The sequence below is a fragment of the Streptomyces liliiviolaceus genome (genome assembly GCF_018070025.1).
In the GTDB taxonomy this organism is placed as follows: domain Bacteria; phylum Actinomycetota; class Actinomycetes; order Streptomycetales; family Streptomycetaceae; genus Streptomyces; species Streptomyces liliiviolaceus.
This window is the reverse complement of record NZ_JAGPYQ010000001.1, coordinates 3,677,703-3,704,701: the sequence shown is the minus strand read 5'-3', so window position 1 is coordinate 3,704,701 and position 26,999 is coordinate 3,677,703. Positions and strand designations below refer to the sequence as shown.

The window sequence follows — 26,999 nt, the reverse complement described above, 5'->3', positions numbered from 1 at the left end:
GTCAGGAGAGCCGGTTGGCCGTGTGGACCGCGCGCAGGACCGCCGCCGCCTTGTTGCGGCACTCGGTGTCCTCGGCGACGGGGTCCGAGTCGGCGACGACCCCGGCGCCCGCCTGCACGTACGCCGTGCCGTCCCGCAGCAGGGCCGTACGGATGGCGATCGCGGTGTCGGAGTCGCCCGCGAAGTCGAGGTAGCCGACGCAGCCGCCGTACAGACCGCGCCGCGAGGGCTCCAGTTCGTCGATGATCTGCATCGCGCGGGGCTTGGGGGCGCCGGAGAGGGTGCCGGCGGGGAAGCAGGCGGTGAGTACGTCGAAGGCCGTACGCCCCTCGGCGACCTTGCCGGTGACGGTCGAGACGATGTGCATGACGTGGGAGTAGCGCTCGATGGACATGAAGTCGACGACCTCCACGGAGCCGGGCTCGCAGACCCGGCCCAGGTCGTTGCGGCCCAGGTCGACGAGCATCAGGTGCTCGGCGCGTTCCTTGGGGTCGGAGATCAGTTCGTCGGCGAGGGCCTGGTCCTCCTGGACGGTGGCGCCGCGCGGCCGGGTGCCCGCGATGGGGTGGACCATCGCCTGCCCGTCCTCGACCTTGACGAGGGCCTCCGGGGAGGAGCCCACGACGTCGAAGCCGTCGAAGCGGAAGAGGTACATGTACGGGGAGGGGTTGGTCGCCCGCAGGACCCGGTAGACGTCCAGCGCGCTCGCCGTGCACGCCGTCTCGAAGCGCTGGGAGGGGACGACCTGGAAGGCCTCGCCGGCCCGGATGCGTTCCTTGATGTCGTCGACGGCGACCTGGTAGTCGGGGCCGCCCCACAGCGCGGTGTACTCGGGGAGTTCGGACGGCGGGAGCGCGGCCGGCGGCTGCGAGACGGGCCGCGAGAGGTCTGCCTCCATGGCGTCGAGGCGGGCCACGGCGTCGTGATAGGCCTCGTCGACGCCCGAGTCGAGGTCGTTGTGGTTGATCGCGTTGGCGATCAGCAGGACCGAGCCGTCCCAGTGGTCGAGGACCGCGAGGTCGCTGGTGAGGAGCATGGTCAGCTCGGGCAGCTTGAGGTCGTCGCGCTCGCCGGGGCCGATCTTCTCCAGGCGGCGCACGATGTCGTAGCCGAGATAGCCGACCATGCCGCCGGTGAACGGCGGAAGCGCGTGGCCGCCGGCGAGGTCGTGCGGGGTGTGCAGGGTCTCGATGGTGGCGCGCAGGGCGGCGAGGGGGTCGCCGTCGGCGGGGACCCCGACGGGCGGGGTGCCCAGCCAGTGCGCCTGTCCGTCGCGCTCGGTGAGGGTGGCGGCCGAGCGGACCCCCACGAAGGAGTAGCGGGACCACGTGCGGCCGTTCTCCGCGGACTCCAGGAGGAAGGTGCCGGGGCGTTCGGCGGCGAGCTTGCGGTAGAGCGCGACGGGGGTGTCGCCGTCCGCGAGGAGCTTGCGGCTGACGGGGATGACACGCCGGTCGGTGGCCAGCTTGCGGAAGGTGTCGAGGTCCATGGCCGCTGACCTTACTGATCCACGGCGGGTACGCCGGAATCCGCGTCCCCGGCATCCCCGGCGCTCCCGGCGTCCTTGAGGAGCACGTCGGCGTCGAAGCAGGTGCGGTCGCCGGTGTGGCAGGCGGCGCCCACCTGGTCGACCTTGACCAGCACGGTGTCGGCGTCGCAGTCGAGCGCGACGGACCTGACCCACTGGAAGTGCCCGGAGGTGTCGCCCTTGACCCAGTACTCCTGGCGGCTGCGCGACCAGTACGTGCACCGGCCGGTCGTCAGCGTGCGATGCAGCGCCTCGTCGTCCATCCAGCCGAGCATCAGCACCTCACCGGTGTCGTACTGCTGGGCGATGGCGGGTACGAGCCCGTCGGCGCTGCGCCTGAGGCGTGCGGCGATCTCGGGGTCCAGGCCGCTGGGCCTGCTGGGCGTGGGCGTGCTGGTCATGCCGACCATTGTGCCGCGCCGGCCGCAGGCGCCCGGACGGCGTCCACTGGCTGAGAGCCGAGATCGGTGGCCCGCAGAAGTGGGCGGACCGCCGGGGCGGTCGTAGGCTGGCAGGCATGTCGACCCATGCGAAGCGTGAACGACTTCTCCTCGCCGATCTGTTGGAGGCAGAGGGACCGGACGCCCCCACTCTGTGCGAGGGCTGGAACACCCGCGATCTCGCCGCCCATGTCGTGGTGCGCGAGCGCCGCCCGGACGCCGCCGGCGGCATCCTGATCAAGCAGCTCGCGTCACGGCTCGACCGGGTGATGGCGGAGTTCACCGCGAAGCCGTACGAGGAACTCATCCAGCTGATCCGTACGGGGCCGCCGCGTTTCTCGCCGTTCAACCTGAAGCAGATCGACGAGGCGTCGAACGCGATCGAGTTCTACGTCCACACCGAGGACGTACGCCGGGCCCGGCCCGACTGGGTGCCGCGGGTGCTCGACCCGGTCTTCCAGGACGCCCTGTGGTCCCGCCTCGAACGCATCGCCAGGATGATGGGCCGGGGCGCCCCCACCGGCCTGGTCCTGCGCCGCCCGGACGGCCAGACGGTCGTCGCCCACAAGGGCACCCCCGTGGTCACGGTCACCGGCGACCCCGCAGAACTGGTCCTCTTCGCCCACGGCCGCCAGAGCGTGGCCGACGTGGAGGTCGACGGCGACAAGGACGCGATAGCCAAACTCCAGGAGACGAAGCAACTGGGCCTGTAGAGCGGGCGTGCGGCGGACGCCCCGTCCGCACGGCTCAGGACGGACGAGAGCCCCGGCCGCTCGGCGGCCGGGGCTCCCATCGGTACGGCGTCTGCAGCAGCGTCACCGCACGGGGTGGCCCGCCTCCCGCAGTGTCTGTTTCACCTGGCCGATGCGCAGGTCGCCGAAGTGGAAGACCGACGCGGCGAGCACCGCGTCGGCGCCCGCGGTGACGGCCGGGGGGAAGTCGGCGAGGCCGCCCGCGCCGCCGGAGGCGATGACCGGGACCGTGACGTGCTTGCGCACCGCGCCGATCATCTCCAGGTCGTAGCCGTCCTTGGTGCCGTCGGCGTCCATGGAGTTGAGCAGGATCTCGCCCGCGCCCAGTTCGGCGGCCCGGTGCGCCCATTCGACGGCGTCGATGCCGGTGCCCTCGCGGCCGCCGTGGGTGGTCACCTCGAAGGTGCCGGCGGCCGTCCTGCGGGCGTCCACCGACAGGACCAGCACCTGGCGTCCGAAGCGCTCCGCGATCTCGCGGATCAGGTCGGGACGGGCGATGGCGGCCGTGTTGACGCCGACCTTGTCCGCGCCCGCCCGCAGCAGCTTGTCGACGTCCTCGGCGGTGCGTACGCCGCCGCCCACCGTGAGCGGGATGAACACCTGCTCGGCGGTGCGGCGCACCACGTCGTAGGTGGTCTCGCGGTTGCCGGAGGACGCGGTGATGTCCAGGAACGTCAGCTCGTCGGCGCCCTCGGCGTCGTACACCTTGGCCATCTCGACGGGGTCGCCCGCGTCGCGCAGGTTCTGGAAGTTGACGCCCTTGACGACCCGGCCGTTGTCGACGTCCAGGCAGGGGATGACACGTACGGCGAGGGTCATGACGCGGACCCCTCCCCCGGGGCCGCCCCGCGGTACGCCTCCACCTCGATCTCGACCACCAGGCCGGGATCGACGAAACCGGAGACGATGATCATCGAGGCGGCCGGCCGGACCGCGTCGAAGAACTCCTTGTGGGCGCGGCCGATGTCCTCCACGTCCCGGGCGTGCGTGAGGTACATGCGCGTACGGACGACGTGCTCGGCGCCGAGGCCGAGCTGTTCCAGGGCGGAGAGGGCCACCTTGAAGGAGTTGACGGCCTGCTCGTACGGGTCGCCGCCGGCGATCTGGCCGTCCACCACGGAGGTGCAGCCGGAGACCAGGACGAGGCCGTTGGGCAGTTCCACCGCGCGGGAGTAGCCGAAGGCCTCCTCCCAGGGGGCGCCGGTCGTGACGCGTCGCAGGTCGCTCATCCGGCCACCGCCGCGAGAGCCTCTTCCAGGGTGAAGGCCTTGGCGTACAGGGCCTTTCCGACGATCGCGCCCTCGACGCCGAGGGGGACGAGGTCGGCGATGGCGCGCAGGTCGTCCAGCGAGGACACGCCGCCGGAGGCGACGACGGGCCGGTCGGTGGCCGCGCAGACGTTCTTCAGGAGCTCCAGGTTGGGGCCCTGGAGGGTGCCGTCCTTGGCGATGTCGGTGACGACGTACCGCGCGCAGCCCTCCTTGTCGAGGCGCTCCAGCGTCTCGTAGAGGTCGCCGCCGTCGCGGGTCCAGCCGCGGCCGCGCAGGGTGGTGCCGCGGACGTCGAGGCCGACCGCGATCTGGTCGCCGTGCTCGGCGATGACCTTGGCGACCCACTCGGGGGTCTCCAGGGCGGCGGTGCCGAGGTTCACGCGGGTGCAGCCGGTGGCGAGGGCCGCGGCGAGGGTGTCGTCGTCGCGGATGCCGCCGGACAGCTCCACCTTGATGTCCATGGCGCGGGCGACCTCGGCGATCAGCGCGCGGTTGTCGCCCGTGCCGAACGCGGCGTCCAGGTCCACCAGGTGCAGCCACTCGGCGCCGGACCGCTGCCAGGCGAGGGCGGCGTCGAGCGGGGAACCGTACGAGGTCTCCGTGCCGGACTCGCCGTGCACGAGCCGGACGGCCTGGCCGTCGCGGACGTCGACGGCGGGGAGGAGTTCGAGCTTGGCCATGGTCTACAGGGTTCCGATCCAGTTGGTGAGCAGCTGGGCTCCGGCGTCGCCGGACTTCTCGGGGTGGAACTGGGTGGCCCACAGGGCGCCGTTCTCGACGGCCGCCACGAAGGGCTTGCCGTGCGTGGACCAGGTGACGAGCGGTGAGCGCATCGCCGGGTTCGCGGTCTCCAGGGACCAGTCGTGGACGGCGTACGAGTGCACGAAGTAGAAGCGCGCGTCGGTGTCGAGACCGGCGAAGAGCTTCGTGCCGGCCGGTGCCTCGACGGTGTTCCAGCCCATGTGGGGCACGATGTCGGCCTGGAGCGGCTCGACCGAGCCGGGCCACTCGTCGAGGCCCTCGGTCTCGACGCCGTGTTCGATGCCGCGCTCGAAGAGGATCTGCATGCCGACGCAGATGCCGAGGACCGGGCGGCCGCCAGCGAGGCGGCGGCCGACGATCCAGTCTCCGCGCGCCTCCCGCAGGCCCTTCATGCAGGCGGCGAAGGCGCCGACTCCCGGCACCAGCAGCCCGTCCGCGGCCATGGCCTTGTCGTAGTCACGGGTGATCTCGACGTCGGCGCCCGCGCGCGCGAGGGCGCGTTCGGCGGACCTGACGTTCCCGAAGCCGTAGTCAAAGACGACCACTCGCTTCGAAGGGGTGCTCGAAGACGTGCCCGAAGACGTGCCCGAAGGGGTGTCGGGGGTACTCAATTCCACACCTCCAGGCGGACGACACCGGCGACGAGGCACATGGCCGCGCCGATGGACAGCAGGATGATCAGGCTCTTGGGCATCTGCTGCTTGACGAAGGAGTAGACGCCGCCGAGCAGGAAGAGCCCGACGACGATGAGGACGGTGGAGAGGCCGCTCATGGCTTACAGCGCGCCCTTCGTGGAGGGAAGGATGCCCGCCGCGCGCGGGTCGCGCTCGGAGGCGTACCGCAGGGCCCGGGCGAGCGCCTTGAACTGGCACTCCACGATGTGGTGGGCGTTGCGCCCGTACGGCACGTGCACGTGCAGGGCGATCTGCGCCTGGGCGACGAAGGACTCCAGGATGTGCCGGGTCATCGTCGTGTCGTACTCGCCGATCATCGGCGCCATCTTCTCGGGCTCGGTGTGCACGAGGTAGGGGCGGCCGGAGAGGTCGACGGTGACCTGGGCGAGCGACTCGTCCAGCGGGACGGTGCAGTTGCCGAAGCGGTAGATGCCGACCTTGTCGCCGAGCGCCTGCTTGAAGGCGCCGCCCAGGGCGAGGGCGGTGTCCTCGATGGTGTGGTGCGAGTCGATGTGCAGGTCGCCCTCGGTCTTCACGGTCAGGTCGAACAGACCGTGCCGGCCGAGCTGGTCGAGCATGTGGTCGTAGAAGCCGACGCCTGTCGACACATCGACCTTCCCGCTGCCGTCGAGATCGATCTCGACGACGACGGAGGTCTCCTTGGTGTTCCGTTCGACACGGCCTACGCGGCTCATGCGCTCTGCTCCTTCGGGGGTGCGGGGGTGTCCCCCGCGGGCACGGATGTCTGCAAATCGCGCGGCAGTGCACGGACCGCGGCGAGGAACGCGTCGTTCTCGGCGGGGGTGCCGGCGGTGACCCGCAGCCATCCCGGTACGCCGTTGTCCCGGACCAGGACGCCCCGGTCGAGGATCAGCCGCCAGGCCTCGTGCGAGCCGGCCGCGCCGTCGAACCGCCCGAACTGGACGAAGTTGGCGTCGGACTCGGTCACCTCGAAGCCCAGCGCGCGCAGCTCGGCCACCAGCCGGTCACGCTCCGTCTTCAGCTGCTCGACGTAACCGAGCAGGGTGTCGGTGTGCTCCAGGGCGGCCAGCGCGGTCGCCTGGGTGACGGCCGACAGGTGGTACGGCAGCCGTACGAGCTGGACGGCGTCCACGACCGCCGGGTGGGCGGCGAGGTAGCCGAGGCGCAGCCCGGCCGCGCCGAACGCCTTCGACATGGTGCGCGAGACGACGAGATTCGGCCGATCTTCGAGCAGCGGCAGCAGTGACTCACCGTGACTGAACTCGACGTAGGCCTCGTCGACGACGACCATCGCGCCGGCGCTCCCGGCCCTGGCCGCCTGCGCCGCCTCGTACAGCGCGAGGACCGTGGTGGACGGAACCGCGTTGCCCGTGGGGTTGTTGGGGGTGGTGATGAACACGACGTCGGGCCGGTGCTCGGCGATGGCCTGCTCCGCCGCGCTCACGTCGATCGTGAAGTCGTCGTTGCGGGGACCGGAGATCCATCCGGTGCCGGTGCCGCGTGCGATGAGCCCGTGCATCGAGTACGAGGGCTCGAAGCCGATCGCGGTGCGGCCGGGCCCGCCGAAGGTCTGCAGCAGCTGCTGGATGACCTCGTTCGACCCGTTGGCCGCCCACACGTTCTCGACGCCGACCACGTGCCGGCCGGTCTTCGTCAGATAGGCGGCCAGCTCGGTGCGCAGCTCCACCGCGTCCCGGTCGGGGTAGCGGTTGAGGTGGCGCGCGGCCTCGCGCACCCGCTCGGCGATCCGCTCGACGAGCGGTTCGGGCAGCGGGTACGGATTCTCGTTGGTGTTGAGCCGTACGGGCACGTCGAGCTGCGGGGCGCCGTACGGGGACTTGCCGCGCAGCTCGTCGCGGATCGGCAGATCGTCTATGCCGATCGAGCTGTCGGAGGAACCGCCGTGGGTACTCACTTGCCGGGAACCTTCCAGCCGAACCGGGCCTTGACCGCCGCGCCGTGGGCGGGGAGGTCCTCCGCCTCGGCGAGCGTCACGACGTGGTGGGCGACCTCGGCCAGCGCGTCGCGGGTGTAGTCGACGATGTGGATGCCGCGCAGGAACGACTGGACGGACAGGCCCGAGGAGTGGCAGGCGCAGCCGCCGGTCGGCAGGACGTGGTTGGAGCCGGCCGCGTAGTCGCCGAGCGAGACGGGCGCCCAGGGGCCGACGAAGACCGCGCCGGCGTTGGTGACCCGGTCGGCGACCGCGCTCGCGTCGGCCGTCTGGATCTCCAGGTGCTCGGCGCCGTAGGCGTTGACGACCCGCAGTCCCTCTTCCACCCCGTCGACCAGCACGATCGCGGACTGCCTGCCGCCGAGTGCCGGGACGATCCGGTCCTCGATGTGCTTGGTGGCGGCGACCTGCGGTTCCAGTTCCTTGGCGACCGCGTCGGCCAGCGCGAGGGAGTCGGTGACGAGGACGGCGGCGGCGAGCGGATCGTGCTCGGCCTGGCTGATCAGGTCGGAGGCGACGTGCACGGGGTCGGCGCCGTCGTCGGCGAGGATCGCGATCTCGGTCGGTCCCGCCTCGGCGTCGATGCCGATCCGGCCCGCGAAGTAGCGCTTGGCGGCGGCGACCCAGATGTTGCCGGGGCCGGTGACCATGTTGGCGGGCGGGCAGGACTCGGTGCCGTACGCGAACATCGCCACGGCGGTCGCGCCGCCGGCCGCGTACACCTCGTCGACGCCGAGCAGCGCGCAGGCGGCCAGGATCGTCGGGTGCGGCAGGCCGCCGAAGTCGGCCTGGGCGGGCGAGGCGAGCGCGATGGACCCGACACCTGCCTCCTGCGCCGGGACCACGTTCATGATCACGGACGAGGGGTAGACGGACCGGCCGCCGGGCGCGTACAGCCCGACGCGGTCGACGGGCACCCACTTCTCGGTGACCGAGCCGCCGGGGACCACCTGGGTGGTGTGCGTGGTGCGGCGCTGCTCGCGGTGGACGATGCGGGCGCGGCGGATCGACTCCTCCAGGGCCGCGCGCACTGCCGGATCGAGCTGTTCGAGCGCGTCCGTGAGGGCCTGCGCGGGGACCCGTACGGACTCCAGGCGTACGCCGTCGAACTTCTCCGCGTAGTCGATCAGTGCCGCGTCGCCCCGATGATGCACGGCCTCGCAGATCGGACGCACCTTCTCCAGGGCGGCCGAGACGTCGAAGTCGGCTCGGGGCAGCAGGTCGCGCAGGGCGGGGCCCTCGGGGAGGGCGTCGCCGCGCAGATCGATTCGGGCCATAGCGAAATGTTGCAGCACGTAGCTAATTCTCTCAGACGGCCGTCGGGCGCCGGACGGCTGTATCAATCGCTGATACGCGCCACGGATCAGCGGACGGCGGGTGGCTGGATCCGGCCCCCGTCAGTCACGGAGAGCAACCATCGTCACTCTCGGCGTTCAGGCGCCGACTCAGCGGGCATCACAGGGACGGCTGTACGAACCGGCGAGTAACTGAGGAGTGAGAGAAAATCGTGACCGATGGGGCCGGCCTGCGCGTCGGCGAACTGCCCGACGACCTGAGCGCGGCCGAAGCCGGCATGTGGCAGGCGTTCCGCAACGGCAGCGTGTACGACCTGCGGGCCGGGGACACCGCCGCCGACGATCCGCACGGTGGCCATCCCTGGGGCCCGGAGCGCACGGTCCGGGCCAGGATCGTGTGCTGGCTGCTGCTGAACGGCCCGCCCGCGCTGGACGGCCGGGTGGCCTCCCTCAAGCTGGCCGGGGTGCAGATCGTCGACCCGCTCGATCTCGCGGGCGGCACGGTCGAGCCGTACGTCGAGATGAAGGGCTGCCGTTTCGAGAAGGAGATCCTGCTGCCGGAGTCGCGGTTCACGACGCTGCGGCTGGTGGACTGCGCGATACCGCGGCTGGAGGCGGCCCGGCTGCACACCGAGGGCGATCTGCATCTGCCGCGCTGCCGCTTCCACAACGGCGTGCGCCTCACCGACGCGCACATAGGCACGGACCTGCTGCTCAACCAGGCGGTGATCTACCGGGACCGGCGCGACAACTCCCTCGTCGGCGACGGGATGACCATCGGGCAGGATCTGCAGGCCGAGATGATGGAGTCGCACGGCGAGCTGAGCCTGCGCGGCGCGAAGGTCGGCGTCTCGCTCAGCCTGCGCGGCAGCCGGCTGGCCAATCCGTACGGGCGCCGGGCGCTGAACGCACCGCAGCTGACCGTCGAGCGCACCATGTACATGACCCCCGCGGGTGTCGGTGACCCCGTGCTGACCAGCGGCCGGACCCCCGCGCACGGCACCCGGGTGCAGCGCTTCGAGTGCGAGGGCGGGATCCGGCTCGACGACGGCCGGTTCGGCGACGCGGTCGACTTCGAGCAGGCCCGCCTCACCCTGCGCGACGACCAGGAGATCTCGCTGCGCCGCGTCCAGGTGCCCGAGCTGCGGTTCCTCGGCCGGCGTCCGCAGCGCGGGCGGGTCGTGCTGAACGGGGCGCGGGTGGTCACCCTCATCGACCAGGCGACCAGCTGGCCGGGCGCGGGCCAGCTGCAGATGGGCGGCTTCCAGTACGAGTACCTGGTGCCGCGCGGCCCGTTCCCGCTGGCCCGGCGCCTGCAGTGGGTGGCCGCGGCCACACCCGAGTACAGCCCGGAGCCGTACGAGCGGCTGGCGACCGTGCTGCGCAACAGCGGCGAGGACGAGGAGGCGCGCGAGGTGCTGCTCGCCAAGCAGCGCCACCGCCGCGAGAACCTGCCGATCGCGGCCAAGCTGTGGGGCCATGTGCAGGACTGGACGGTCGCCTACGGGTACCGGCCGGGGCGTGCGGCCATCTGGATGGGCGTGCTCTGGGCGGTGACCTCCTTCGCCTTCGCGCACGCCGACCATCCGCCGCTCAAGAGCGGTGAGCATCCGCCGTGGAACCCCTCGATCTTCGCCCTGGACCTGCTGCTGCCGCTCATCGACCTCGGCCAGGCCGGCTACTGGCAGCTGCGCGGCGGCTGGCAGTGGCTCGCCGCGGTGGTGATCCTGCTGGGCTGGGTCCTGGCGACGACGGTGGCGGCGGGCGCGACCCGAACGCTCCGCAGAGGCTGACCGCCGACCGGTCGACAGCTCTCGCGGGAGGTGGGCGACAGCTTCCGCGCGAGGTGGGCGGCCCCGCCGCACGGACGCCGCACAACCGGCCGACACCTGAGCGACAGTCACCTTTTACCGGCCCTTGACCCACCCACACGCAACCAAAACACGGTTACGAAAGCGTCACCGCACACCCTCTGGTACGGGTCCGACCTGCGGTTTTCAATGGACCCACCATGGCACTGCTGCGAGCGCTCCTCCGTACGGTCCGGATGGCGCGGAACACTTCGAGTCTCGCCGCCGGTCTGCCCGACGACGACGAGGTGCTGCTCGACGCCCCCGACGAGCGGCTCGGCCCGGCCCTGGTCGCGGCGGGCCGCGGCGAGTACGGCCCGGCCGGAAAGCTCCTGTCCACCACCCGCGAGTCGGCCGAGTGGGAGAACCGGGACCGGTACGCGACCCGCCTCGCGGCCTTCGCCCTCTCCCGCGGCGAGTGGTTCGACCACTGGCGCTCCGCCGCCCCGCACGACCCGGACGCGGCCCTGGTCAAGGCCGAACTCGCGGTGTGCCGGAGCTGGCGGTCACCGGCCCGCGCCGAGCTGCTGCGCCAGGTCGGGCCGCTGATCTCCGCCGCCGCCGAGGGCGCCCCGCGCGACCCCGTGCCGTGGCGGATCGCGCTGGACCACGCCCGGGGCACGAACGCCCCGCACACCGAGTTCGAGCAGCTGTGGGCGCAGGCCGTCCGCCGCTCCCCGCACCACTACGGCTGCCATGTGGCCGCCCTGCAGTACCTGTCCGCCGCCTGGTACGGCTCGCACCGCGAGTGCTTCGACTTCGCCGAGCGCGCCGCCCACGACGCGCTGCCCGGCTCCCTGGTCCAGGCCCTGCCCGTGCGGGCGGCCTTCGCCTATCTGACCGAGGGCGGCGGGGCCGCCGTCGGCCGCGCACGCCTCGACGCGGCGGCCGACCTGGCGATCGCCCTCTCCGCCGAGTACCGGGACGCCGACCCGTGGCCCGCGGAGGTCCGCAATCTGCTCACCTATGTGCTGGTCAGGCTGGAGCGCTGGGAGGACGCGCTGGAACAACTGCGCCGGATCGGCCCGTACGCCACCTCGTTCCCCTGGGACCGGGTCTCGGACGATCCGCTCGGCCAGTTCCTCGAACTGCGCGACGGAATACGGCTCCAAGTGGCCTCGGACCGACCTCTGAGGTCACGGATCGGGGATCTTCCGCATCCAAGGAGTGAGCGCGGCGGACCTACGCCCTCCGGTGACCATTAGGCTTTCCCGTCGTGACCACCGTCCGGCTCCCACTCTTCCCCCTGAACTCGGTGCTGTTTCCCGGGCTCGTCCTGCCGCTGAACATCTTCGAGGAGCGCTATCGCGCGATGATGCGCGATCTGCTGAAGACCCCCGAGGACGAACCGCGCCGGTTCGCCGTCGTCGCCATCCGCGACGGCCACGAGGTCGCGGCCACGTCGCCCGGTATGCCCGACCAGACGGCCGTACCGCAGCGCGGGCCCTCGGCGGGCTTCGGCGACGAGCCGCTGAAGGCCTTCCACGCGGTGGGCTGCATCGCCGACGCGGCGACGATCAGGGAGCGGGCCGACGGCAGCTTCGAGGTACTGGCCACCGGCACGACCCGGGTACGGCTGGAGTCCGTGGACGCCTCCGGGCCCTATCTGACGGCCGACCTCGAAGAACTGCCCGAGGAGCCCGGCGAAGAGGCGGGGGCGCTGGCGGAAGGGGTGCTGCGGGCCTTCCGCCAGTACCAGAAGCGGCTTGCGGGCGCGCGGGAGCGGTCGCTCGCCACCGGGGCCGATCTCCCCGACGAGCCGTCCGTCGTCTCGTACCTGGTCGCGGCGGCGGCGATGCTGGACGTCCCGGCGAAGCAGCGGCTGCTCCAGGCACCGGACACGGCGGCCCGGCTGCGCGAGGAGCTGACGCTGCTGCGGGCGGAGACCGCGATCATCCGCAATCTGCCCTCGCTGCCCGCGTCGGAGCTGACGCGCGGGCCGACGAGCCTGAACTGAAGGAACTTTCCTTGGCCAAGAAGGCGAAGAAGCAGCAGCAGCAGACGGGCGGGACACCGGCCACCGTGGCGCTCGCCGCGGCCGGGGTCGGGTTCACGGTCCACGCCTACGAGCACGATCCGGCGCACCCCTCGTACGGGGAGGAGGCCGCCGAGGCCATGGGGGTGTCCCCGGACCGGGTCTTCAAGACGCTGGTCGCGGACGTCGACGGGGACCTGACGGTCGCCGTCGTGCCCGTGGCGGGCTCCCTCGACCTGAAGGCGCTGGCGGCGGCGGTGGGCGGCAAGCGGGCCGCGATGGCCGATCCGGCCGCCGCGGAACGCACCACGGGGTACGTCCGCGGGGGCATCTCGCCGCTCGGACAGCGCAAGCGGCTCCGTACGGTGCTGGACGCGTCCGCGCGCGGGCACGCCACGATCTGTGTCTCCGCGGGGCGGCGGGGGCTGGAGGTCGAGCTGGCCCCCGACGACCTCGCGCGGCTCACCGGTGCGGTGGTGGCCGCCGTCGGGCGGAGCTGACCTCCCGGCGGGCGTGCGCGGGCTCTCGACGGGGGCCGGGTTCTCGGTTAAGTACCGAGGACATGTCGAAGAAGACGCGTAAGCGGAAGTGGCGTGTCCGGAAGGGTCGGGCGAATCATGGGCGGCGGCCGGCGTGAACGCTCCGCTCGAAGGCCGGTGAGTCGGCTGCGGGTGCGCCGTGGCCGGGCGCGCGGTTCCCCGCGCCCCTGTGCCCCTGTGGGGCTGCCCCACCCTCTAGGCCTTGGGGTAGTACGGGGTCTCGAAGGGGTCCGGGTCCCTGGGGGCGAAGAGGGCCGTCAGGCCCAGGTGGATCAGCAGGGCCGAGAGGGACCAGGCCAGCAGGGCGCCCTTCGCGCCGAGTTCCAGCGGGGCGTCGAAGGTGACGCCCTTGCCGGCTTCCTTGGCGTGCGCGACCACGTCCTGGGTGGGGCCGAGCCAGATGCCGAGGCGCCAGGCGACCAGGGAGCCGAGGACGCCGCCGACGGTGAGGGCGACGACGAGCGCGATGCCGCCCTTGCGCCGCGCCAGGAACACCACCAGCGCGCTGACCAGGCCGAGGCCGAGTGCCAGCAGAGTGAACGTTCCGTCCACGCCGATGGCCTGCTCCCCCTCCGTGTCCGCGAGGTAGACGGTGGTGTCGTCCGAGACCAGCGGCACGTGCGGTGCCAGCCACCACCACAGGACACCGAGCAGCAGCCCGCCGACCGCCATCGCGACCACGACGATCGCGGCCTCGCGCAGCTCTGTCTTCATTCCGGGACCGTCCTCCTGATGACCGAGCCCGTACCCGGCGGGCGGCGCCTGCCAGGCGTCGTGCGGCGGCTGGTGGTGCGGCGGCGGAGGCGGGTTCAGCGGTGCGGTCACACCGCCATCGTGCCAGGCCCGCCTGTCGGGCGCGTCACCGGACGGCCGCCCGGCGGTAGGCCCAGGTCGCGACGGCCAGCGAGGCGACGCCGACACCCGCGCAGACGGCGAGGTCGAGCAGCACGAGACCCCAGTCCGGGTCCGGCCCGAAGGTCAGCCCGAGCGCCTCGACCCCGTAGGTGGAGGGCATCAGATCGCGCGCCCACTGCACGAACGTCGGCAGCCGGTCCGGCGGCAGCACGCCGAGCAGCAGCGCGGCGGACATGCCCAACTGGCCGAGCAGCGTAGCCAGTTCGGGGCGGGGCGCGAGGAGTCCGAGCGCCGCTCCGAGCCCGGCGAGCGCCGCGCCCGCGAGCGGGATGACGGCGACGAGGATCCACAGGTGCGTCAGCGGCAGCTGGAAGAGGACGCTGCCCACGACGGCGGTCACCAGCGTCCCGGGCACGGTGAAGGAGGCGTACGCGGCGGCCGCGCCGAGCACGACGGCGGCGGGCGGTACGGGCAGCGTCGCGTAGTGGTCGAGACCGCCGCTGGCGCGCAGCTGTCCGAAGTACTGGGCGAGCAGGTTGAGCGCGACGAACGCGACCACGAGGACCGACGAACCGGCGACCACGGCCCGCGCCTCGCCGCCGCCGTCCACGACCCCGCGCATCAGGACCATGATCCCGATCGACTGGAAGGTCGCCACGAACAGCAGCGGGATCCGCGCCACCCTGGCCCGGGAGAGCTGCGCCCGGTAGACGGCGGCCAGCGCCGGCCACAGCCGCGCGCGCGGCCCGAGCACGGCCACGGCACGGGCACCGTCCTCGGTGTCCACGCTCCGGCTCCCGTCCACACGGGCTGCGCCGGGCAGGATCTCGGCGGGTACGACACTCACGTCGCGCGGCTCCTGTTCGCTTCGGCTGTCGTCCTTGTACCTGTTCCGTACGGCTGCGGGGGCCCGCGTGCTCATGCCTTGACCAACCCCCGTACGCTTCCGGCGCTGCCGCCCAGTGCCAGATACACGTCCTCCAGGCTCGGCGTGGCGAGCGTGAAGTCGTCCAGGGCCGCGAACGCGGCGCCGCCGGTGACCGCCGCGACGGCCGCGCGGGCCTCCTCGGGAGACAGCCGCAGCGACCAGCGACGGCCCGACTCTACGGCGCGGTCGCGCAGGGCCGCGACTTCCGGCACGTCGAGCGGGGCGCGCTCGCGCCAGACGAGTTCGAGCCGTACCTCGCCCGCGACCTGTTCCTTGAGGCCGGAGGGGGTGTCGCAGGCGATGACGCGGCCCCGGTCGAGCACGGCGACGCGGTCGAGGACGGTCTCCGCCTCGATGACGTTGTGGGTGACCAGGAGGACCGTCGTGGCGTGCTCGGCCCGGCGCCGGTCGACGGCGCTCCAGACGGCCCGGCGGGCGACGGGGTCCATCCCGGTGGTGGGCTCGTCGAGGACGAGGAAGGGCCGTACGCCGACGAGGGTGGTGGCGAAGCAGGCGAGCCGCCGCTGTCCGCCGGAGAGCTTCTTCAGGGGCCGCGAGGCGAGTGCGGTGAGCCCCAGCTCCTCCAGGACCGCGTCCCGCTCGGCCCGCGCGCCGCGCACGTCGAGCCCGCGCAGCCGGCCGGTGGTCTCCGCGGCGAGCGACACGGTCAGCTCGTCGAGCGCGGTGGACTCCTGCCCGAGGTACGCGAGGATGCGCGACGCCCGCTCGGGGTGGCGCACGATGTCGTGCCCGAGGATCTCGACACTGCCGCGGTCGGGGCGCATCAGCCCGGTCAGCTGGCGTACGAGAGTGGTCTTGCCGGCGCCGTTCGGCCCGAGCAGCCCGAAGATCTCGCCCTGCCGGATGTCGATGCGGACGCCGTCGGTGGCCCGCACCTCGGGTGTCGCGGGCTGCCCGCGCCGGCCGCGCACCGCCGGATACGTCTTCGTAAGATCCCGCACGGCACACACGACATCCCCACCGTGCCCGTCCCGGACTGCCTGTGCGGTGCGCGTACTCACGAGACCCGAGACTACGGGGTCCCACCCCACGAACAACGCGCGGGGAGGCCAAACCCCGCCAGAGCCGGACGCCAGGGCCCCCATCAGGGGCACACGAAGTGCCCCTCAGGGACGCGGGGACAGGGCGCAGCCCGTCCCAAGGGGCGCGGGGAACTGCGCGACCAACCCCCACCGACCCGCACCCGACAACACAACACCCCACCTACTCCCCTGCGGGAGCATGCTCCGCAGAGGTCCGCGCATCGATCTCCCGCCAGAACCCCGCCCGAATCGCATACCGGTCATGCTCATCGATCTGATCGTCCTTGTGCGCGAGCAACCCGAACCGCGCCGCGTACCGCAACAGCTCCCCGTCGATCCGATGCGGCACCCGCGGATACATCGTGGACAGCTTCGGCAGCTGCGTCTGGTCGGCCAGCCGCCCCATCCACCGCCGCGCGAACACCTGCCCGACCTCGAAGGGGTCACCGCCGACCGTGGTGATGTCCTCCTCCCGGTCGGCCCACCGCTGCTCCGCCGAGGTGAGCTGCGCGAGCGTCGGCAGCAGCGCCGCCTCCGCGTTCTCCGGGGCGGCGGTACCGGGCCGGTCCACCCACCCCTTGTCGGACGACCAGCGCAGCGTCGCGTTCGCGGGATGCTGCGCCGCCGCCCCGCCGGGCGCACCGGGCGGTCCGGGCGCCCGCAGCGCGGCCAGGTCCTTCGGCGTGGGCACACCCTTCGCGGCCGGCACCCGCGCCTCCGTGCCGTTCTCGCCCGGCGCGGCCTGCGTGTGCTCGGCCTCCGCCACGGCCCGTTCCCCCACGGTCCGTTCCCCCACGGTCCGCTCACCGGCGGAGCCCAGCGTGGAGCCGAGCGCGGACTCGGGCAGCGGCGCGGAGAGGATCGCGGCGATCTCGGGCCGCGGCACGGGCGGCGGCGCGCAGACCCCGCCGAGTTCCTTGGCCCGGACGGCCTTGGTGATCCAGACCCGGTCGAGCACGCGCCGCTCGTCGGCCTCGGCGACGAGGTCCTCGGACTGGTTGTAGTCGCCGTCCGCGGCCTGCACGGCCCACAGGTGCACGGCGACCCCGTGTTCCTTGGCGGCCATCATGCCGGGCAGCAGATCCCCGTCGCCGGTGACGAGTACGACGTCGGAGCAGGCACGATTGCGCGCCAGCTCCGTCAGCTCGGCGTGCATGGCGGCGTCGACGCCCTTCTGCGCCCACCGCCCGTCGCTGCGGGTCAGCGCGCCGAGGCGCACCGTGACCCGGGGCATCACCCGCAGCCTGCGGTGTTCCGGCTGCGGTACGCGGTCGGGGGCGCCGTCGAACCAGTAGATGCGCAGCAGGGGCCGATCCGTCTCGGACTCGGCGCGCTCGCGCAGCCCCTGGATGAGGGCGGCGTGGTCCACGGTGATCCGGGATCGCGAGGGTTCCCCGGCGAGAAGACTGGCAGCGGCCCCGAGCAGATAACCGGCGTCCACCAGGACGATGCAGCGGTCCACGCGATCCACCCTCTTTCCGGGAGGTTTGCTTCGGGCTTCCTTCGAGTCTGCCCGACCACGCGGAGGTTAACGGCCGGAACTCGATCTTCGGCGTGGCGGATCGGCGTATCACTCGCCCACAGGCCTTATTACGCACGGTAATTATCCGAAATGCGCGACTCCTCAGCCTATGTGAGTCTGGTCCCGGCCCTGGCCCCTGAAAACCCCGTAGGAGGCAGCACCATGGCCAAGAACAAGAACCGTAAGCAGGGCGGCGAACAGAGCCGCTCTTCGCAGCCGGAGCGTGCGCAGGAGCAGTCCGAGCGGTCCTCGGCTCAGGAGCGGCAGTCGCCGGTGTCGCAGATCCAGGGCAGCCCGGCCGATGTCGCCCGCAAGCACCAGAAGCGTTTCGGCCACAACTGAGCCGAGAGCGCGGGCCCTTGCGGCCCAGGCACACGCCGAGGGGCGCACCCGTGCACGGGTGCGCCCCTCGCGCCGGTCCGGAGACCGGGAGAACCGGAGGCCCGAAGGCCCCTCGGGCCGTCAGCCGGTGACCGCCAGGCAGGCCGGGCCCAGCAGCACCTTCAGGTCGCCGAAGAGCGCGGGGTCGGGCTTCACCCGGTGCCGGTCGAGCCGCAGGACCGTGGTCTTGCTCGGGCCCTGGAGCCTGATCCGTACCTCGCTCTCGCCGCGGTGGTGGCTGAGGATCTCGCCGAGCCTGCTGATCATGGGCGGGGTGATCTTCAGGGCCGGGATGGTGAGGATCACGGGCGCGTTGGTGCCCGCGTTCGACAGGTCCGGGACCTGCAGTTCCATCGCGACCAGGCGCGGCACGTCCTCGCGCTTGTCGAGGCGTCCCTTGACGAACACCACCGCGTCCTCGACGAGTTGCGTCGACACCAGCTGGTAGGTCGCGGGGAAGAACATGCACTCGATGGAACCGGCCAGGTCCTCCACGGTGGCGATGGCCCAGGCGTTGCCCTGCTTGGTCATCTTGCGCTGGAGGCCGGAGATGATGCCGCCGATGGTGACGACCGCGCCGTCCCCGTGCTCGCCGCCGGTGAGCTGGGCGATGCCCGCGTCGGCCTTGTCGGACAGCACGTGCTCCAGGCCGAAGAGCGGGTGGTCGGAGACGTACAGGCCGAGCATCTCCCGCTCCTGGGCGAGCAGGTAGGCCTTGTCCCACTCGTCGGTGGTGAACTCCACGTCGAGTCCGAAGCCGGGCTCGCTGTTGTCGGCCTCGCCCATGCCGCCGAAGAGGTCGAACTGTCCCTCGGCCTCTTTCCTCTTCACCGCGACCACGTTGTCGATCATCGGCTCGAAGTGCGCGGTGAGGCCCTTGCGCGTGTGCCCCATCGTGTCGAAGGCGCCGGCCTTGATGAGGGATTCCGTGGTGCGCTTGTTGCAGGCGGCGGCCTCGACCTTGTCGAGGTAGTCGGGGAAGGAGTTGTACTTCCCCTTGGCCTTGCGGCTGCGGATGATCGACTCGACGACGTTCGTGCCGACGTTGCGGACGGCGGAGAGGCCGAAGAGGATCACGTCGTCGCCCTGCGCGGCGAAGTTCTGCTCCGATTCGTTGACGTTCGGCGGCAGGACCTTGATCTTCATGCGCCGGCACTCGTTCAGGTAGACCGCCGACTTGTCCTTGTCGTCCTTGACCGAGGTGAGCAGCGCGGCCATGTACTCGGCCGGGTAGTTCGCCTTCAGATAGCCGGTCCAGTACGACACCAGTCCGTACGCGGCCGAGTGCGCCTTGTTGAACGCGTATCCGGCGAACGGGACCAGTACGTCCCACAGGGCCTGGATCGCCTCGTCGCTGTAGCCGTTCTTCCGGGCGCCCGCCTGGTAGAGGACGAAGTTCTTCGCCAGTTCCTCGGGCTTCTTCTTGCCCATCACGCGGCGCAGGATGTCGGCCTCGCCGAGCGAGTAGCCGGCGATGATCTGGGCGGCCTTCTGGACCTGCTCCTGGTAGACGATCAGGCCGTAGGTGACCGCCAGGACCTCTTCGAGCGGCTCCTCCAGCTCCTTGTGGATCGGGGTGATCTCCTGGCGCTTGTTCTTGCGCTCCGCGTAGTTGATGTGCGAGTTCATGCCCATCGGGCCCGGCCGGTAGAGGGCCGAGACGGCGGAGATGTCCTCGAAGTTGTCGGGCTGCATCTGGCGGAGCAGCGAGCGCATCGGGCCGCCGTCGAACTGGAAGACACCGAGGGTGTCACCGCGGCAGAGCAGTTCGAAGGTCTTGGGGTCGTCCAGCGGGAGGGAGAGCATCTCCAGGTCGATGCCCTTGTTGGCCTTCACCATCTTGATGGCGTCGTCCATGATCGTGAGGTTGCGCAGGCCCAGGAAGTCCATCTTGAGCAGGCCGAGCGACTCGCACTGCGGGTAGTCCCACTGGGTGATCGTGACGTTGTCCGTGTGCCGCACCCACACCGGGGCGTGGTCGACGATGGGCTCGCTGGACATGATCACGCCGGCCGCGTGCACACCCATCTGGCGGACCAGGCCCTCGACGCCCTTCGCGGTGTCGATGACCTTCTTGACGTCCGGCTCGTTCTCGTACATCCCGCGGATCTCGCCGGCCTCGCCGTAGCGCGGGTGCTTGGGGTCCGTGATGCCGTTCAGGTCGATGCCCTTGCCGAGGACGTCGGCGGGCATGGCCTTGGTGAGCCGGTCGCCCATCGCGTACGGGTAGCCCAGCACGCGCGCGGAGTCCTTGATGGCGTTCTTCGCCTTGATCTTGCCGTACGTGCCGATCATGGCGACCTTGTCGGCGCCGTACTTCTCGGTCACGTACCTGATCACCTCGACGCGCCGGCGCTCGTCGAAGTCGATGTCGACGTCGGGCATGGAGACGCGCTCGGGGTTCAGGAACCGCTCGAAGATCAGACCGTGCGGGATCGGGTCGAGGTCGGTGATGCCCATGGCGTAGGCGACGATCGAGCCGGCCGCGGAGCCTCGGCCTGGGCCGACCGCGATGCCCTGGTTCTTGGCCCACATGATGAAGTCGGCGACGACGAGGAAGTAGCCCGGGAACCCCATCTGGATGATGACGTCCATCTCGTACTCGGCCTGCTTCTGGCGGTCGTCGGGGACGCCGCCGGGGAAGCGGCGCTCCATGCCGCGGCGCACCTCCTCCTGGAACCAGGTGACCTCGGTGAAGCCGTCGGGGATGTCGAACTTCGGCATGAGGTTCTTCGCCTCGAACATGCCGGTCGTGTCGATCTGCTCGGCCACCAGGAGGGTGTTCGCACACCCTTCCTGCCAGGCGTCCGAGGAGTCCACGGCGTACATCTCGTCCGTCGACTTCAGGTAGTAACCGGTGCCGTCGAAGCGGAAGCGGTCCGGGTCGGAGAGGTTCTTGCCGGTCTGGATGCACAGCAGCGCGTCGTGCGCGGTCGCCTCGTGGGCGTACGTGTAGTGCGAGTCGTTCGTCACCAGGGGCGGGATGCCCAGCTTCTTGCCGACGCGCAGGAGGTCGTCGCGGACCCGGCTCTCGATCTCGATGCCGTGGTCCATCAGCTCCAGGAAGTACCGGTCCTTGCCGAAGATGTCCTGGTACTCGGAGGCCGCCTTCACCGCCTCGTCGAACTGGCCGAGGCGCAGCCGGGTCTGCAGCTCACCGGAGGGGCAGCCGGTGGAGGCGATCAGCCCCTCGGACCACTGGGAGATGCTCTCCTTGTCCATGCGGGGCCACTTCTGCAGCCAGCCCTCCGCGTACGCGTCCGAGGAGAGCCTGAACAGGTTGTGCAGCCCCGTCTTGTTCGCCGCCCAGATCGTCTTGTGGGTGTAACCGCCGGAACCGGAGATGTCGTCCCGCTTCTGGTGCGGCTGGCCCCACTTGATCTTGCGCTTGTTGCGCCGTGACTCGGGGGCCACGTACGCCTCGATGCCGATGATCGGGGTGACGCCCGCCTTCTTGGCCGAGTGGAAGAAGTCGTAGGCGCCGTGGAGATTGCCGTGGTCGGACATCGCAATGTGCGACATGCCCATCTCGTTGCACGCGTCGAACATGTCCTTCAGCCGCGCGGCACCGTCCAGCAGCGAGTACTGGGTGTGGACGTGCAGGTGCGTGAACGGCGGCTTTGACACGGCTTCGGCCTCCAAGAAGAACTGGCGTCGACGAGATCCCTACCGGCTGCGGACAGTCTGGGGGGACAGCCACGAAGTGTATGCCTGAGCACTGACACTTGAGTCAAGCACTGTGGCGCGCAGCGCCTCGATGAGGGGCGGCGGTCGGGTGACGGGTGGGCGCTTCCCCCCGTACCTTCGGACGTACCTTCATCGGACGGTAAACGGGCACTCCCGTGCACCCCCGTCCGTTGGAGGATGACGGAGACAACCGCTCCGGCGGGCCGCACATTCCGTCCCACTCGTCATGCACCACCTGCACCAGGAGGCACCCAGCGATGTCGGTTCCGCAGCTCAGCGCCGAGCAGCGCGGCGAAGAGATCCTCGCCGTCTTCAACACCGCCTTCGGCGATCTGCTGGCCGCCGATCCGGCCGCGTTCCGCGTGAAGTTCCGGAAGATGGCGGCTTCGGCGTTCGCGTTCTACCGCGGGACGGCAGGGCTCTTCTACCACGACCTGGAGCAGGAGAAGCGGGGCGGCCCCTACCTGGACGAGCGCACCTCCCGGGTGTGGATCCACGGCGACCTGCACGCGGAGAACTTCGGCACGTACATGGACGCCCAGGGCCGGCTGATCTTCAATGTGAACGACTTCGACGAGGCGTACGTCGGCCCGTTCACCTGGGACCTCAAGCGCCTCGCGGCCTCCGTGGCCCTGATCGGCTACGCGAAGGCGCTGAGCGACGAGCAGATCACCTCCCTGGTCCGGACGTACGCGGTGGCGTACCGGGAGCGCATCCACGCCCTGGCGACGGGCGCCAAGAGCGACGAGGTGCCGCCCTTCACGCTGGACACCGCCCAGGGACCCCTGCTGGACGCCCTGCGGGACGCGCGCTCGCTGACCCGTTTCGGGCTGCTCGACTCGATGACCGAGATCCGCGACTTCGAGCGCCGTTTCGCGCCGGGCGGCGGCTCCATCGAGCTGGACGCGGCCACCCGCTACAAGGTCCTGGCCGCCTTCGACGGCTATCTGGAGACGCTGCCCGAGTCGTCCCTGGACCGCCCCGACTCGTACCGGGTGAAGGACGTCGTGGGCCGCCGCGGCATCGGTATCGGCTCGGCCGGGCTGCCCTCGTACAACATCCTTCTGGAGGGCGCCACCGACGCCCTGGAGAACGATGTGGTGATCTACATCAAGCAGGCCCAGACCCCGGCCGTCTCGCGGCACATCACGGACTCCTCGATCCGCGAGTACTTCCAGCACGAGGGCCACCGCACGGTGATCTCGCAACGTGCCCTGCAGGCGCACGCCGACCCGTGGCTGGGCTGGACCGAGCTGGACGGCGCGGGCCAGCTGGTCGCCGAGGTCTCGCCGTACGCGGTGGACCTGGACTGGGGCGACATCGACGACCCGGAGGAGATCGCGGCGGTCGTCGCCGACCTCGGCCGGTCCACCGCCACCATGCACGCCGCCGCGGACGACGAGAGCGGCCACTCGGAGCTGGTGCCGTTCTCCACCGAGCGCGCCATCGACGCGGCGATCGCGGGCGACGAGGAGAACTTCGGCGACCTCCTGGTCGACTTCGCGCACGAGTACGGGGCACGCGCGCGTGAGGACCACCAGATCTTCGTGGACCTGTACCGCAACGGCCGGATCCCGGGCCTGTAGCCGCCCGCGTGCCACCCACAGGATCCCTTTAGGGGTCCCTTACAGGAGTACGTGACAGACTCTTCGGAACCATGGACATATCAGGGACCCAGCTCAGAGCCGTGCGCGCGGCGCTGTTCACGGCACTGGTCGTGACGCTCAGCACCGCGTCGCACGTGCTGCTGTCCCGGGTCCCCCTGCCGCTGGCCACCGTGGCCGCACTCGCCGGAGCCGTCTTCGTCGTCGCGTACGCGCTGGCGGGCCGCGAGCGCGGCTTCGGACGGATCGCGGCCCTGCTGATCCCGCTGGAACTGACCGCCGACACGCTGTTCACCGCGGGCCAGCACGCCTGTTACGGCAAGGCGGGCGGCCCCGTCGCGGGCCCGCTGCGCTCGGTCGGTCTCGACGTGCTCTGCGGGGGCGGCGAGGTCGGCACCCCGCTGGCCCGCGTGACGGGCGGCGAGACGACTCCCGCCGCGGCCCTGCTCGCGCAGGCCGACCCGGGCGCCGCCTGGCTGCTGCTCGGCGCGCACATCGGTGTCGGCCTCCTCGCCGCCGCCTGGCTGCGCCGCGGCGAGCGGGCCCTGGCCCAGCTCCTGGACGCGATGGCCGCCGCCACCTTCCGGCCGCTGCTGGTCGCGGTCGCCGCGGTGACCGTGCATCTCACTCCGGTGCGCCGGCTGCCGCGGCCCACGCGCCGGGTCGCCGCCACGCGTACGCGGCTCTTCGTGCACTCGATGGGACGGCGTGGACCGCCGTGCTGGGCCGTCACCGCCTAAGCACACCAGTCCCCGTACATCTGTCACACCCACGGAGAACCCATCATGAGCAAGCGGAACAGCCAGGCCTCGAAGTCGGCGGCCCGTGAGCGGCTGCGCATCGAGCGCGAGCGGCAGGCCAAGCGCGACAAGGCCAAGCGGCAGATCGTCGTCGCCGGTTCGATCGTCGCGGTCCTCGCGATAGCCGGCGGCATCGGCTACGCCGTCGTACAGAACAACGAGCCCTCGAAGTGGGACGCGGCGGCCGACGCGAAGGTCGTCGCCCCCGCCAACACCAGCGGCAAGAACGGCTCGACCGTCGTCATCGGCGAGTCCAAGACCGACAACACGGTCCACCTCTACGAGGACCCGCGCTGCCCGGCCTGTGCCTCCTTCGAGCAGACGGTCGGCGAGACCGTCAACAAGGGCATGACGGACGGCGACTACAAGCTCTCCTTCACCCTCGGCACGTTCCTCGACGGCAACCTCGGCGGCGAGGGCTCGAAGAACGGCGTGAGCGCGCTCGGCGCCGCGCTGAACGTCAGCCCCGAGGCCTTCCTGGAGTACAAGACCGCGCTGTACTCCACGAAGTACCACCCGGAGGAGACGACCGACGACCTCGCCAAGGACAGCTACCTGATCAAGGTGGCGAACACGGTGGACGCGCTGAAGGACAACAAGAAGTTCCAGGACGCCGTCAACAAGGGCACGTACGACGCCTGGGCGATGAGGATGAGCAAGACGTTCGACGACGCCAAGGGTGTCGACTCGACGCCGACCATCAAGATCAACGACAAGGTGATCACGAACCCGAGCACGGTCGCCGACTGGCAGAAGGCGCTCAAGGACGCGGGCGTCACCGAGTAACGCCTTCCGGGCGGCACCTTCCGTGAGGGCGGGCGAACTTTCCGCGTTCGCCCGCCCTTCACGCATTTCGCCTTACAGAAAGCCCTACCCATCAGTAATGTGACCGGCCGTGACCAGTCGCATCAGATCCCACACCAGCCCCTCCGGCCCCGACTCCCCCGCCCCGAGCCGCCGTACGGTGGTCAAGGCGGCCGCGGCCACCGCCGTGCTCGGGGCCCCGCTCGCCGCGGCGCTGCCGGCCCGCGCCGCCGAGGCCCCCGCGTTCCTGCACGGCGTCGCCTCGGGCGACCCGCTGCCGGACGGCGTCCTCCTGTGGACGCGGGTGACGCCCACCGCCGGGGCGACCCCGGGCTCCGGAGTCGGCCCGGACGTCGAGGTCGGCTGGACGGTGGCCACGGACAAGGCGTTCACGACGATCGTCGCGAAGGGCTCCACCACCGCGACCGCCGCCTCCGACCACACCGTCAAGGCGGACGTCCGCGGCCTGCTGCCCGCCACCGACTACTGGTTCCGCTTCTCCAGCGGTGGCACCGACTCACCGCCCGCCCGCACCCGCACGGCCCCCGCCCACGACGCGGCCGTGGCCGGGATGCGCTTCGGGGTGGTGTCCTGCGCCAACTGGGAGGCCGGCTACTTCTCGGCGTACCGGCACCTGGCCGCGCGCGGCGACCTGGACGCCTGGCTGCACCTGGGCGACTACATCTACGAGTACGGCACCGGCGAGTACGCGACGCGGGACACGGTCGTACGCCCGCACGCCCCGGCGCACGAGATCGTCACCCTCGCCGACTACCGCACCCGGCACGGCCGTTACAAGACCGACCCCGACCTGCGGGCCCTGCACGCGGCGGCTCCGGTCATCGCGATCTGGGACGACCACGAGTTCGCCAACGACGCCTGGTCGGGCGGCGCCGAGAACCACACCGAGGGCGCCGAGGGCACCTGGTCCGCCCGTCAGGCCGCCGCCAAGCAGGCCTACTTCGAGTGGATGCCGGTCCGCCCCGCCGTCGAGGGCACCACCTACCGGCGGCTGCGCTTCGGCAGGCTCGCCGACCTCTCCCTGCTCGACCTGCGCTCGTACCGCTCGCAGCAGGTCAAGGTCGGCAACGGCACGGTGGACGACCCGGACCGTACGCTCACGGGCCGGGCGCAGCTCGACTGGCTGAAGGCGGGCCTGCGCTCCTCCGACACCACCTGGCGGCTGGTCGGCAACTCCGTGATGATCGCCCCCTTCGCCATCGGCTCGCTCTCCGCCGAACTCCTCAAGCCCCTCGCCGAACTGCTCGGCCTGCCCAAGGAGGGCCTCGCCCTCAACACCGACCAGTGGGACGGCTACACCGACGACCGCCGCGAACTCCTCGCGCACCTGCGGGACAACGCGATCCGCAACACGGTCTTCCTCACCGGCGACATCCACATGGCCTGGGCCAACGACGTGCCCGACAACGCCGGTACGTATCCGCTGTCGGCCTCCGCCGCCACCGAGTTCGTCGTCACCTCGGTGACCTCCGACAACCTCGACGACCTCGTCAAGGTGCCCGAGGGCACGGTCTCGGCCCTGGCGTCACCGGTGATCCGCGCCGCCAACCGGCATGTCCACTGGGTCGACACCGACCATCACGGCTACGGCGTCCTCGACCTCACCGCCGAGCGGGCGCAGATGGACTACTACGTCCTCTCCGACCGTACGACCACGAACGCGACGGCGGCCTGGACCCGTTCGTACCGCACGCGCAGCGGCACACAGAAGGTCGAGCGGACGTACGACCCGGTCTGATCCCGGTCAGGCACCGGTCGGCGCTACAGCGTTTCGAGGAAGCCGAGTGCCACCCGCCAGGTGGCCTCGGCGGCCTCCTCGTCGTAGTCCGGGAGACCGGGGTCGGTGTAGAGGTGTCCGGCGCCCGCGTATCTGTAGACCTCCACGTCGGCCCCCGCCTTGCCCATCTGCAGATACCAGGCGGTCAGCCAGTCGTCGGGCTCGAAGGCGTCCGGCTCCGCGACATGCAGCTGGACCGGCAGCCCGTCCACCGAGGCGGTCTCCGCGATGTCGGACGTGCCGTGCAGGAGCAGCAGTCCGCGGGCCTTGTCGTCACCGAGCGCCAGGGTCTGCGCGGTCGCCGCGCCCAGCGAGAACCCGGCGTAGACGAGCCCCCGCTCCGAGTAGGGCGCCGCGGCCAGGATGGCGCGCTTGAGCAACTCCTCCTTGCCCAGCTCGTCCTTGAAGACCCTGCCCTCCTCGACGGTCTCGAAGGTGCGCCCCCCGAAGAGGTCGGGCGTCCACACCTCGTGTCCGGCCGCGCGCAGGCGGTCCGCCGCGTCCCGCACCGCGGGCCGCAGACCGAAGGTCGAATGGAAGAGCATGATGTTCATG

General features: G+C 71.2%; 26 protein-coding genes. 10 read left to right on the top strand and 16 right to left on the bottom strand.

From position 1 onward, the window contains the following. Window position 1: 1 nt before the first annotated feature. A complete protein-coding gene (locus tag J8N05_RS16185) occupies window positions 2–1,489 on the bottom strand; it encodes an anthranilate synthase component I (RefSeq protein WP_210883519.1) in 1,488 nt (495 codons plus the stop codon). Window positions 1,490–1,500: 11 nt separating this feature from the next. After that, window positions 1,501–1,929, bottom strand: a complete 429-nt coding sequence (hisI, locus tag J8N05_RS16180) for a phosphoribosyl-AMP cyclohydrolase (protein WP_210883517.1) — start codon at window positions 1,927–1,929, stop codon at window positions 1,501–1,503. 116 nt (window positions 1,930–2,045) lie between these two features. On the opposite strand from hisI, the gene J8N05_RS16175 reads away from it, so the two are divergent. Further along, window positions 2,046–2,681: a TIGR03085 family metal-binding protein gene (locus J8N05_RS16175; protein ID WP_210883516.1), complete on the top strand. Its 636-nt coding sequence runs from the start codon at window positions 2,046–2,048 to the stop codon at window positions 2,679–2,681. A gap of 102 nt (window positions 2,682–2,783) precedes the next feature. Here J8N05_RS16175 and hisF read toward each other — a convergent pair whose 3' ends face one another. Genes hisF through hisD form a run of 8 tightly spaced genes read right to left on the bottom strand, consistent with a single transcriptional unit; the run spans window position 2,784 to window position 8,640 of the window. After that, the gene (gene hisF, locus J8N05_RS16170; RefSeq protein ID WP_210883515.1) at window positions 2,784–3,539 is read right to left on the bottom strand and encodes an imidazole glycerol phosphate synthase subunit HisF; all 756 of its coding nucleotides are present in this window, start codon (window positions 3,537–3,539) and stop codon (window positions 2,784–2,786) included. Then, on the bottom strand, window positions 3,536–3,949 hold the full coding sequence (locus J8N05_RS16165; protein ID WP_210883514.1) for a RidA family protein: 414 nt from the start codon (window positions 3,947–3,949) through the stop codon (window positions 3,536–3,538). Before J8N05_RS16165 ends, hisF begins: the two co-directional genes overlap by 4 nt. Next, entirely contained in the window at window positions 3,946–4,671 is a 726-nt protein-coding gene (gene priA, locus J8N05_RS16160) for a bifunctional 1-(5-phosphoribosyl)-5-((5-phosphoribosylamino)methylideneamino)imidazole-4-carboxamide isomerase/phosphoribosylanthranilate isomerase PriA (protein ID WP_210883513.1), read from the bottom strand. Before priA ends, J8N05_RS16165 begins: the two co-directional genes overlap by 4 nt. A 3-nt stretch (window positions 4,672–4,674) precedes the next feature. Further along, entirely contained in the window at window positions 4,675–5,364 is a 690-nt protein-coding gene (gene hisH / locus J8N05_RS16155; RefSeq protein WP_210883512.1) for an imidazole glycerol phosphate synthase subunit HisH, read from the bottom strand. Beyond that, window positions 5,361–5,525 carry a hypothetical protein gene (locus J8N05_RS16150; RefSeq protein WP_189769981.1) on the bottom strand — a complete coding sequence of 55 codons (165 nt, stop codon included), beginning with the start codon at window positions 5,523–5,525 and terminating at the stop codon, window positions 5,361–5,363. Before J8N05_RS16150 ends, hisH begins: the two co-directional genes overlap by 4 nt. A gap of 3 nt (window positions 5,526–5,528) precedes the next feature. Further along, a complete protein-coding gene (gene hisB, locus J8N05_RS16145) occupies window positions 5,529–6,122 on the bottom strand; it encodes an imidazoleglycerol-phosphate dehydratase HisB (protein ID WP_055518513.1) in 594 nt (197 codons plus the stop codon). After that, the gene (locus tag J8N05_RS16140) at window positions 6,119–7,324 is read right to left on the bottom strand and encodes a histidinol-phosphate transaminase (protein WP_247706298.1); all 1,206 of its coding nucleotides are present in this window, start codon (window positions 7,322–7,324) and stop codon (window positions 6,119–6,121) included. The genes hisB and J8N05_RS16140 overlap by 4 nt, the downstream gene beginning before the upstream one ends. Next, complete coding sequence (hisD, locus tag J8N05_RS16135) at window positions 7,321–8,640, bottom strand: histidinol dehydrogenase (RefSeq protein ID WP_210883511.1); 1,320 nt, start codon at window positions 8,638–8,640, stop codon at window positions 7,321–7,323. The genes J8N05_RS16140 and hisD overlap by 4 nt, the downstream gene beginning before the upstream one ends. 230 nt (window positions 8,641–8,870) lie before the next feature. On the opposite strand from hisD, the gene J8N05_RS16130 reads away from it, so the two are divergent. The 4 genes from J8N05_RS16130 (at window position 8,871) to ybaK (ending at window position 12,983) form a co-directional block, all read left to right on the top strand. Next, window positions 8,871–10,451 carry an oxidoreductase gene (locus J8N05_RS16130; protein ID WP_210883509.1) on the top strand — a complete coding sequence of 527 codons (1,581 nt, stop codon included), beginning with the start codon at window positions 8,871–8,873 and terminating at the stop codon, window positions 10,449–10,451. Window positions 10,452–10,669: 218 nt separating this feature from the next. Further along, window positions 10,670–11,713 (top strand): hypothetical protein, encoded by a 1,044-nt coding sequence (locus J8N05_RS16125; RefSeq protein WP_210883507.1) that lies wholly within the window; start codon window positions 10,670–10,672, stop codon window positions 11,711–11,713. A gap of 11 nt (window positions 11,714–11,724) precedes the next feature. Then, a complete protein-coding gene (locus tag J8N05_RS16120) occupies window positions 11,725–12,465 on the top strand; it encodes an LON peptidase substrate-binding domain-containing protein (RefSeq protein ID WP_210883505.1) in 741 nt (246 codons plus the stop codon). A gap of 11 nt (window positions 12,466–12,476) precedes the next feature. Then, on the top strand, window positions 12,477–12,983 hold the full coding sequence (ybaK, locus tag J8N05_RS16115; RefSeq protein WP_210883503.1) for a Cys-tRNA(Pro) deacylase: 507 nt from the start codon (window positions 12,477–12,479) through the stop codon (window positions 12,981–12,983). 234 nt (window positions 12,984–13,217) lie between these two features. Here the strand turns inward: ybaK and J8N05_RS16110 are convergent, their stop codons facing one another. From J8N05_RS16110 to J8N05_RS16095, 4 genes are all read right to left on the bottom strand, one after another. Beyond that, window positions 13,218–13,847 carry an AAA family ATPase gene (locus J8N05_RS16110; protein ID WP_210883501.1) on the bottom strand — a complete coding sequence of 210 codons (630 nt, stop codon included), beginning with the start codon at window positions 13,845–13,847 and terminating at the stop codon, window positions 13,218–13,220. A 34-nt stretch (window positions 13,848–13,881) separates the two neighbouring features. Beyond that, complete coding sequence (locus tag J8N05_RS16105; protein WP_247706297.1) at window positions 13,882–14,724, bottom strand: ABC transporter permease; 843 nt, start codon at window positions 14,722–14,724, stop codon at window positions 13,882–13,884. Between the two features lie 71 nt (window positions 14,725–14,795). Continuing rightward, window positions 14,796–15,827, bottom strand: a complete 1,032-nt coding sequence (locus J8N05_RS16100; RefSeq protein ID WP_247706296.1) for an ABC transporter ATP-binding protein — start codon at window positions 15,825–15,827, stop codon at window positions 14,796–14,798. A 202-nt stretch (window positions 15,828–16,029) separates the two neighbouring features. Further along, window positions 16,030–17,310: an NYN domain-containing protein gene (locus tag J8N05_RS16095; RefSeq protein WP_210883496.1), complete on the bottom strand. Its 1,281-nt coding sequence runs from the start codon at window positions 17,308–17,310 to the stop codon at window positions 16,030–16,032. A gap of 222 nt (window positions 17,311–17,532) precedes the next feature. Here J8N05_RS16095 and J8N05_RS16090 point away from each other — a divergent pair, with 222 nt between their 5' ends. After that, window positions 17,533–17,712 carry a hypothetical protein gene (locus J8N05_RS16090; protein ID WP_210883494.1) on the top strand — a complete coding sequence of 60 codons (180 nt, stop codon included), beginning with the start codon at window positions 17,533–17,535 and terminating at the stop codon, window positions 17,710–17,712. A gap of 120 nt (window positions 17,713–17,832) precedes the next feature. On the opposite strand, the gene dnaE is transcribed toward J8N05_RS16090, so the two are convergent. After that, window positions 17,833–21,378 carry a DNA polymerase III subunit alpha gene (gene dnaE, locus J8N05_RS16085; protein ID WP_210883492.1) on the bottom strand — a complete coding sequence of 1,182 codons (3,546 nt, stop codon included), beginning with the start codon at window positions 21,376–21,378 and terminating at the stop codon, window positions 17,833–17,835. Between the two features lie 317 nt (window positions 21,379–21,695). On the opposite strand from dnaE, the gene J8N05_RS16080 reads away from it, so the two are divergent. The 4 genes from J8N05_RS16080 (at window position 21,696) to J8N05_RS16065 (ending at window position 26,405) form a co-directional block, all read left to right on the top strand. Beyond that, window positions 21,696–23,024: a DUF2252 domain-containing protein gene (locus tag J8N05_RS16080; protein WP_210883490.1), complete on the top strand. Its 1,329-nt coding sequence runs from the start codon at window positions 21,696–21,698 to the stop codon at window positions 23,022–23,024. A 71-nt stretch (window positions 23,025–23,095) separates the two neighbouring features. After that, window positions 23,096–23,782 (top strand): hypothetical protein, encoded by a 687-nt coding sequence (locus tag J8N05_RS16075; protein ID WP_210883488.1) that lies wholly within the window; start codon window positions 23,096–23,098, stop codon window positions 23,780–23,782. A gap of 45 nt (window positions 23,783–23,827) precedes the next feature. Further along, complete coding sequence (locus tag J8N05_RS16070) at window positions 23,828–24,628, top strand: DsbA family protein (protein ID WP_210883486.1); 801 nt, start codon at window positions 23,828–23,830, stop codon at window positions 24,626–24,628. 109 nt (window positions 24,629–24,737) lie between these two features. Further along, complete coding sequence (locus tag J8N05_RS16065) at window positions 24,738–26,405, top strand: alkaline phosphatase D family protein (RefSeq protein ID WP_210883484.1); 1,668 nt, start codon at window positions 24,738–24,740, stop codon at window positions 26,403–26,405. 23 nt (window positions 26,406–26,428) lie between these two features. Here J8N05_RS16065 and J8N05_RS16060 read toward each other — a convergent pair whose 3' ends face one another. Continuing rightward, window positions 26,429–26,998: a dienelactone hydrolase family protein gene (locus J8N05_RS16060; RefSeq protein WP_210883482.1), complete on the bottom strand. Its 570-nt coding sequence runs from the start codon at window positions 26,996–26,998 to the stop codon at window positions 26,429–26,431. Window position 26,999 lies beyond the last annotated feature (1 nt).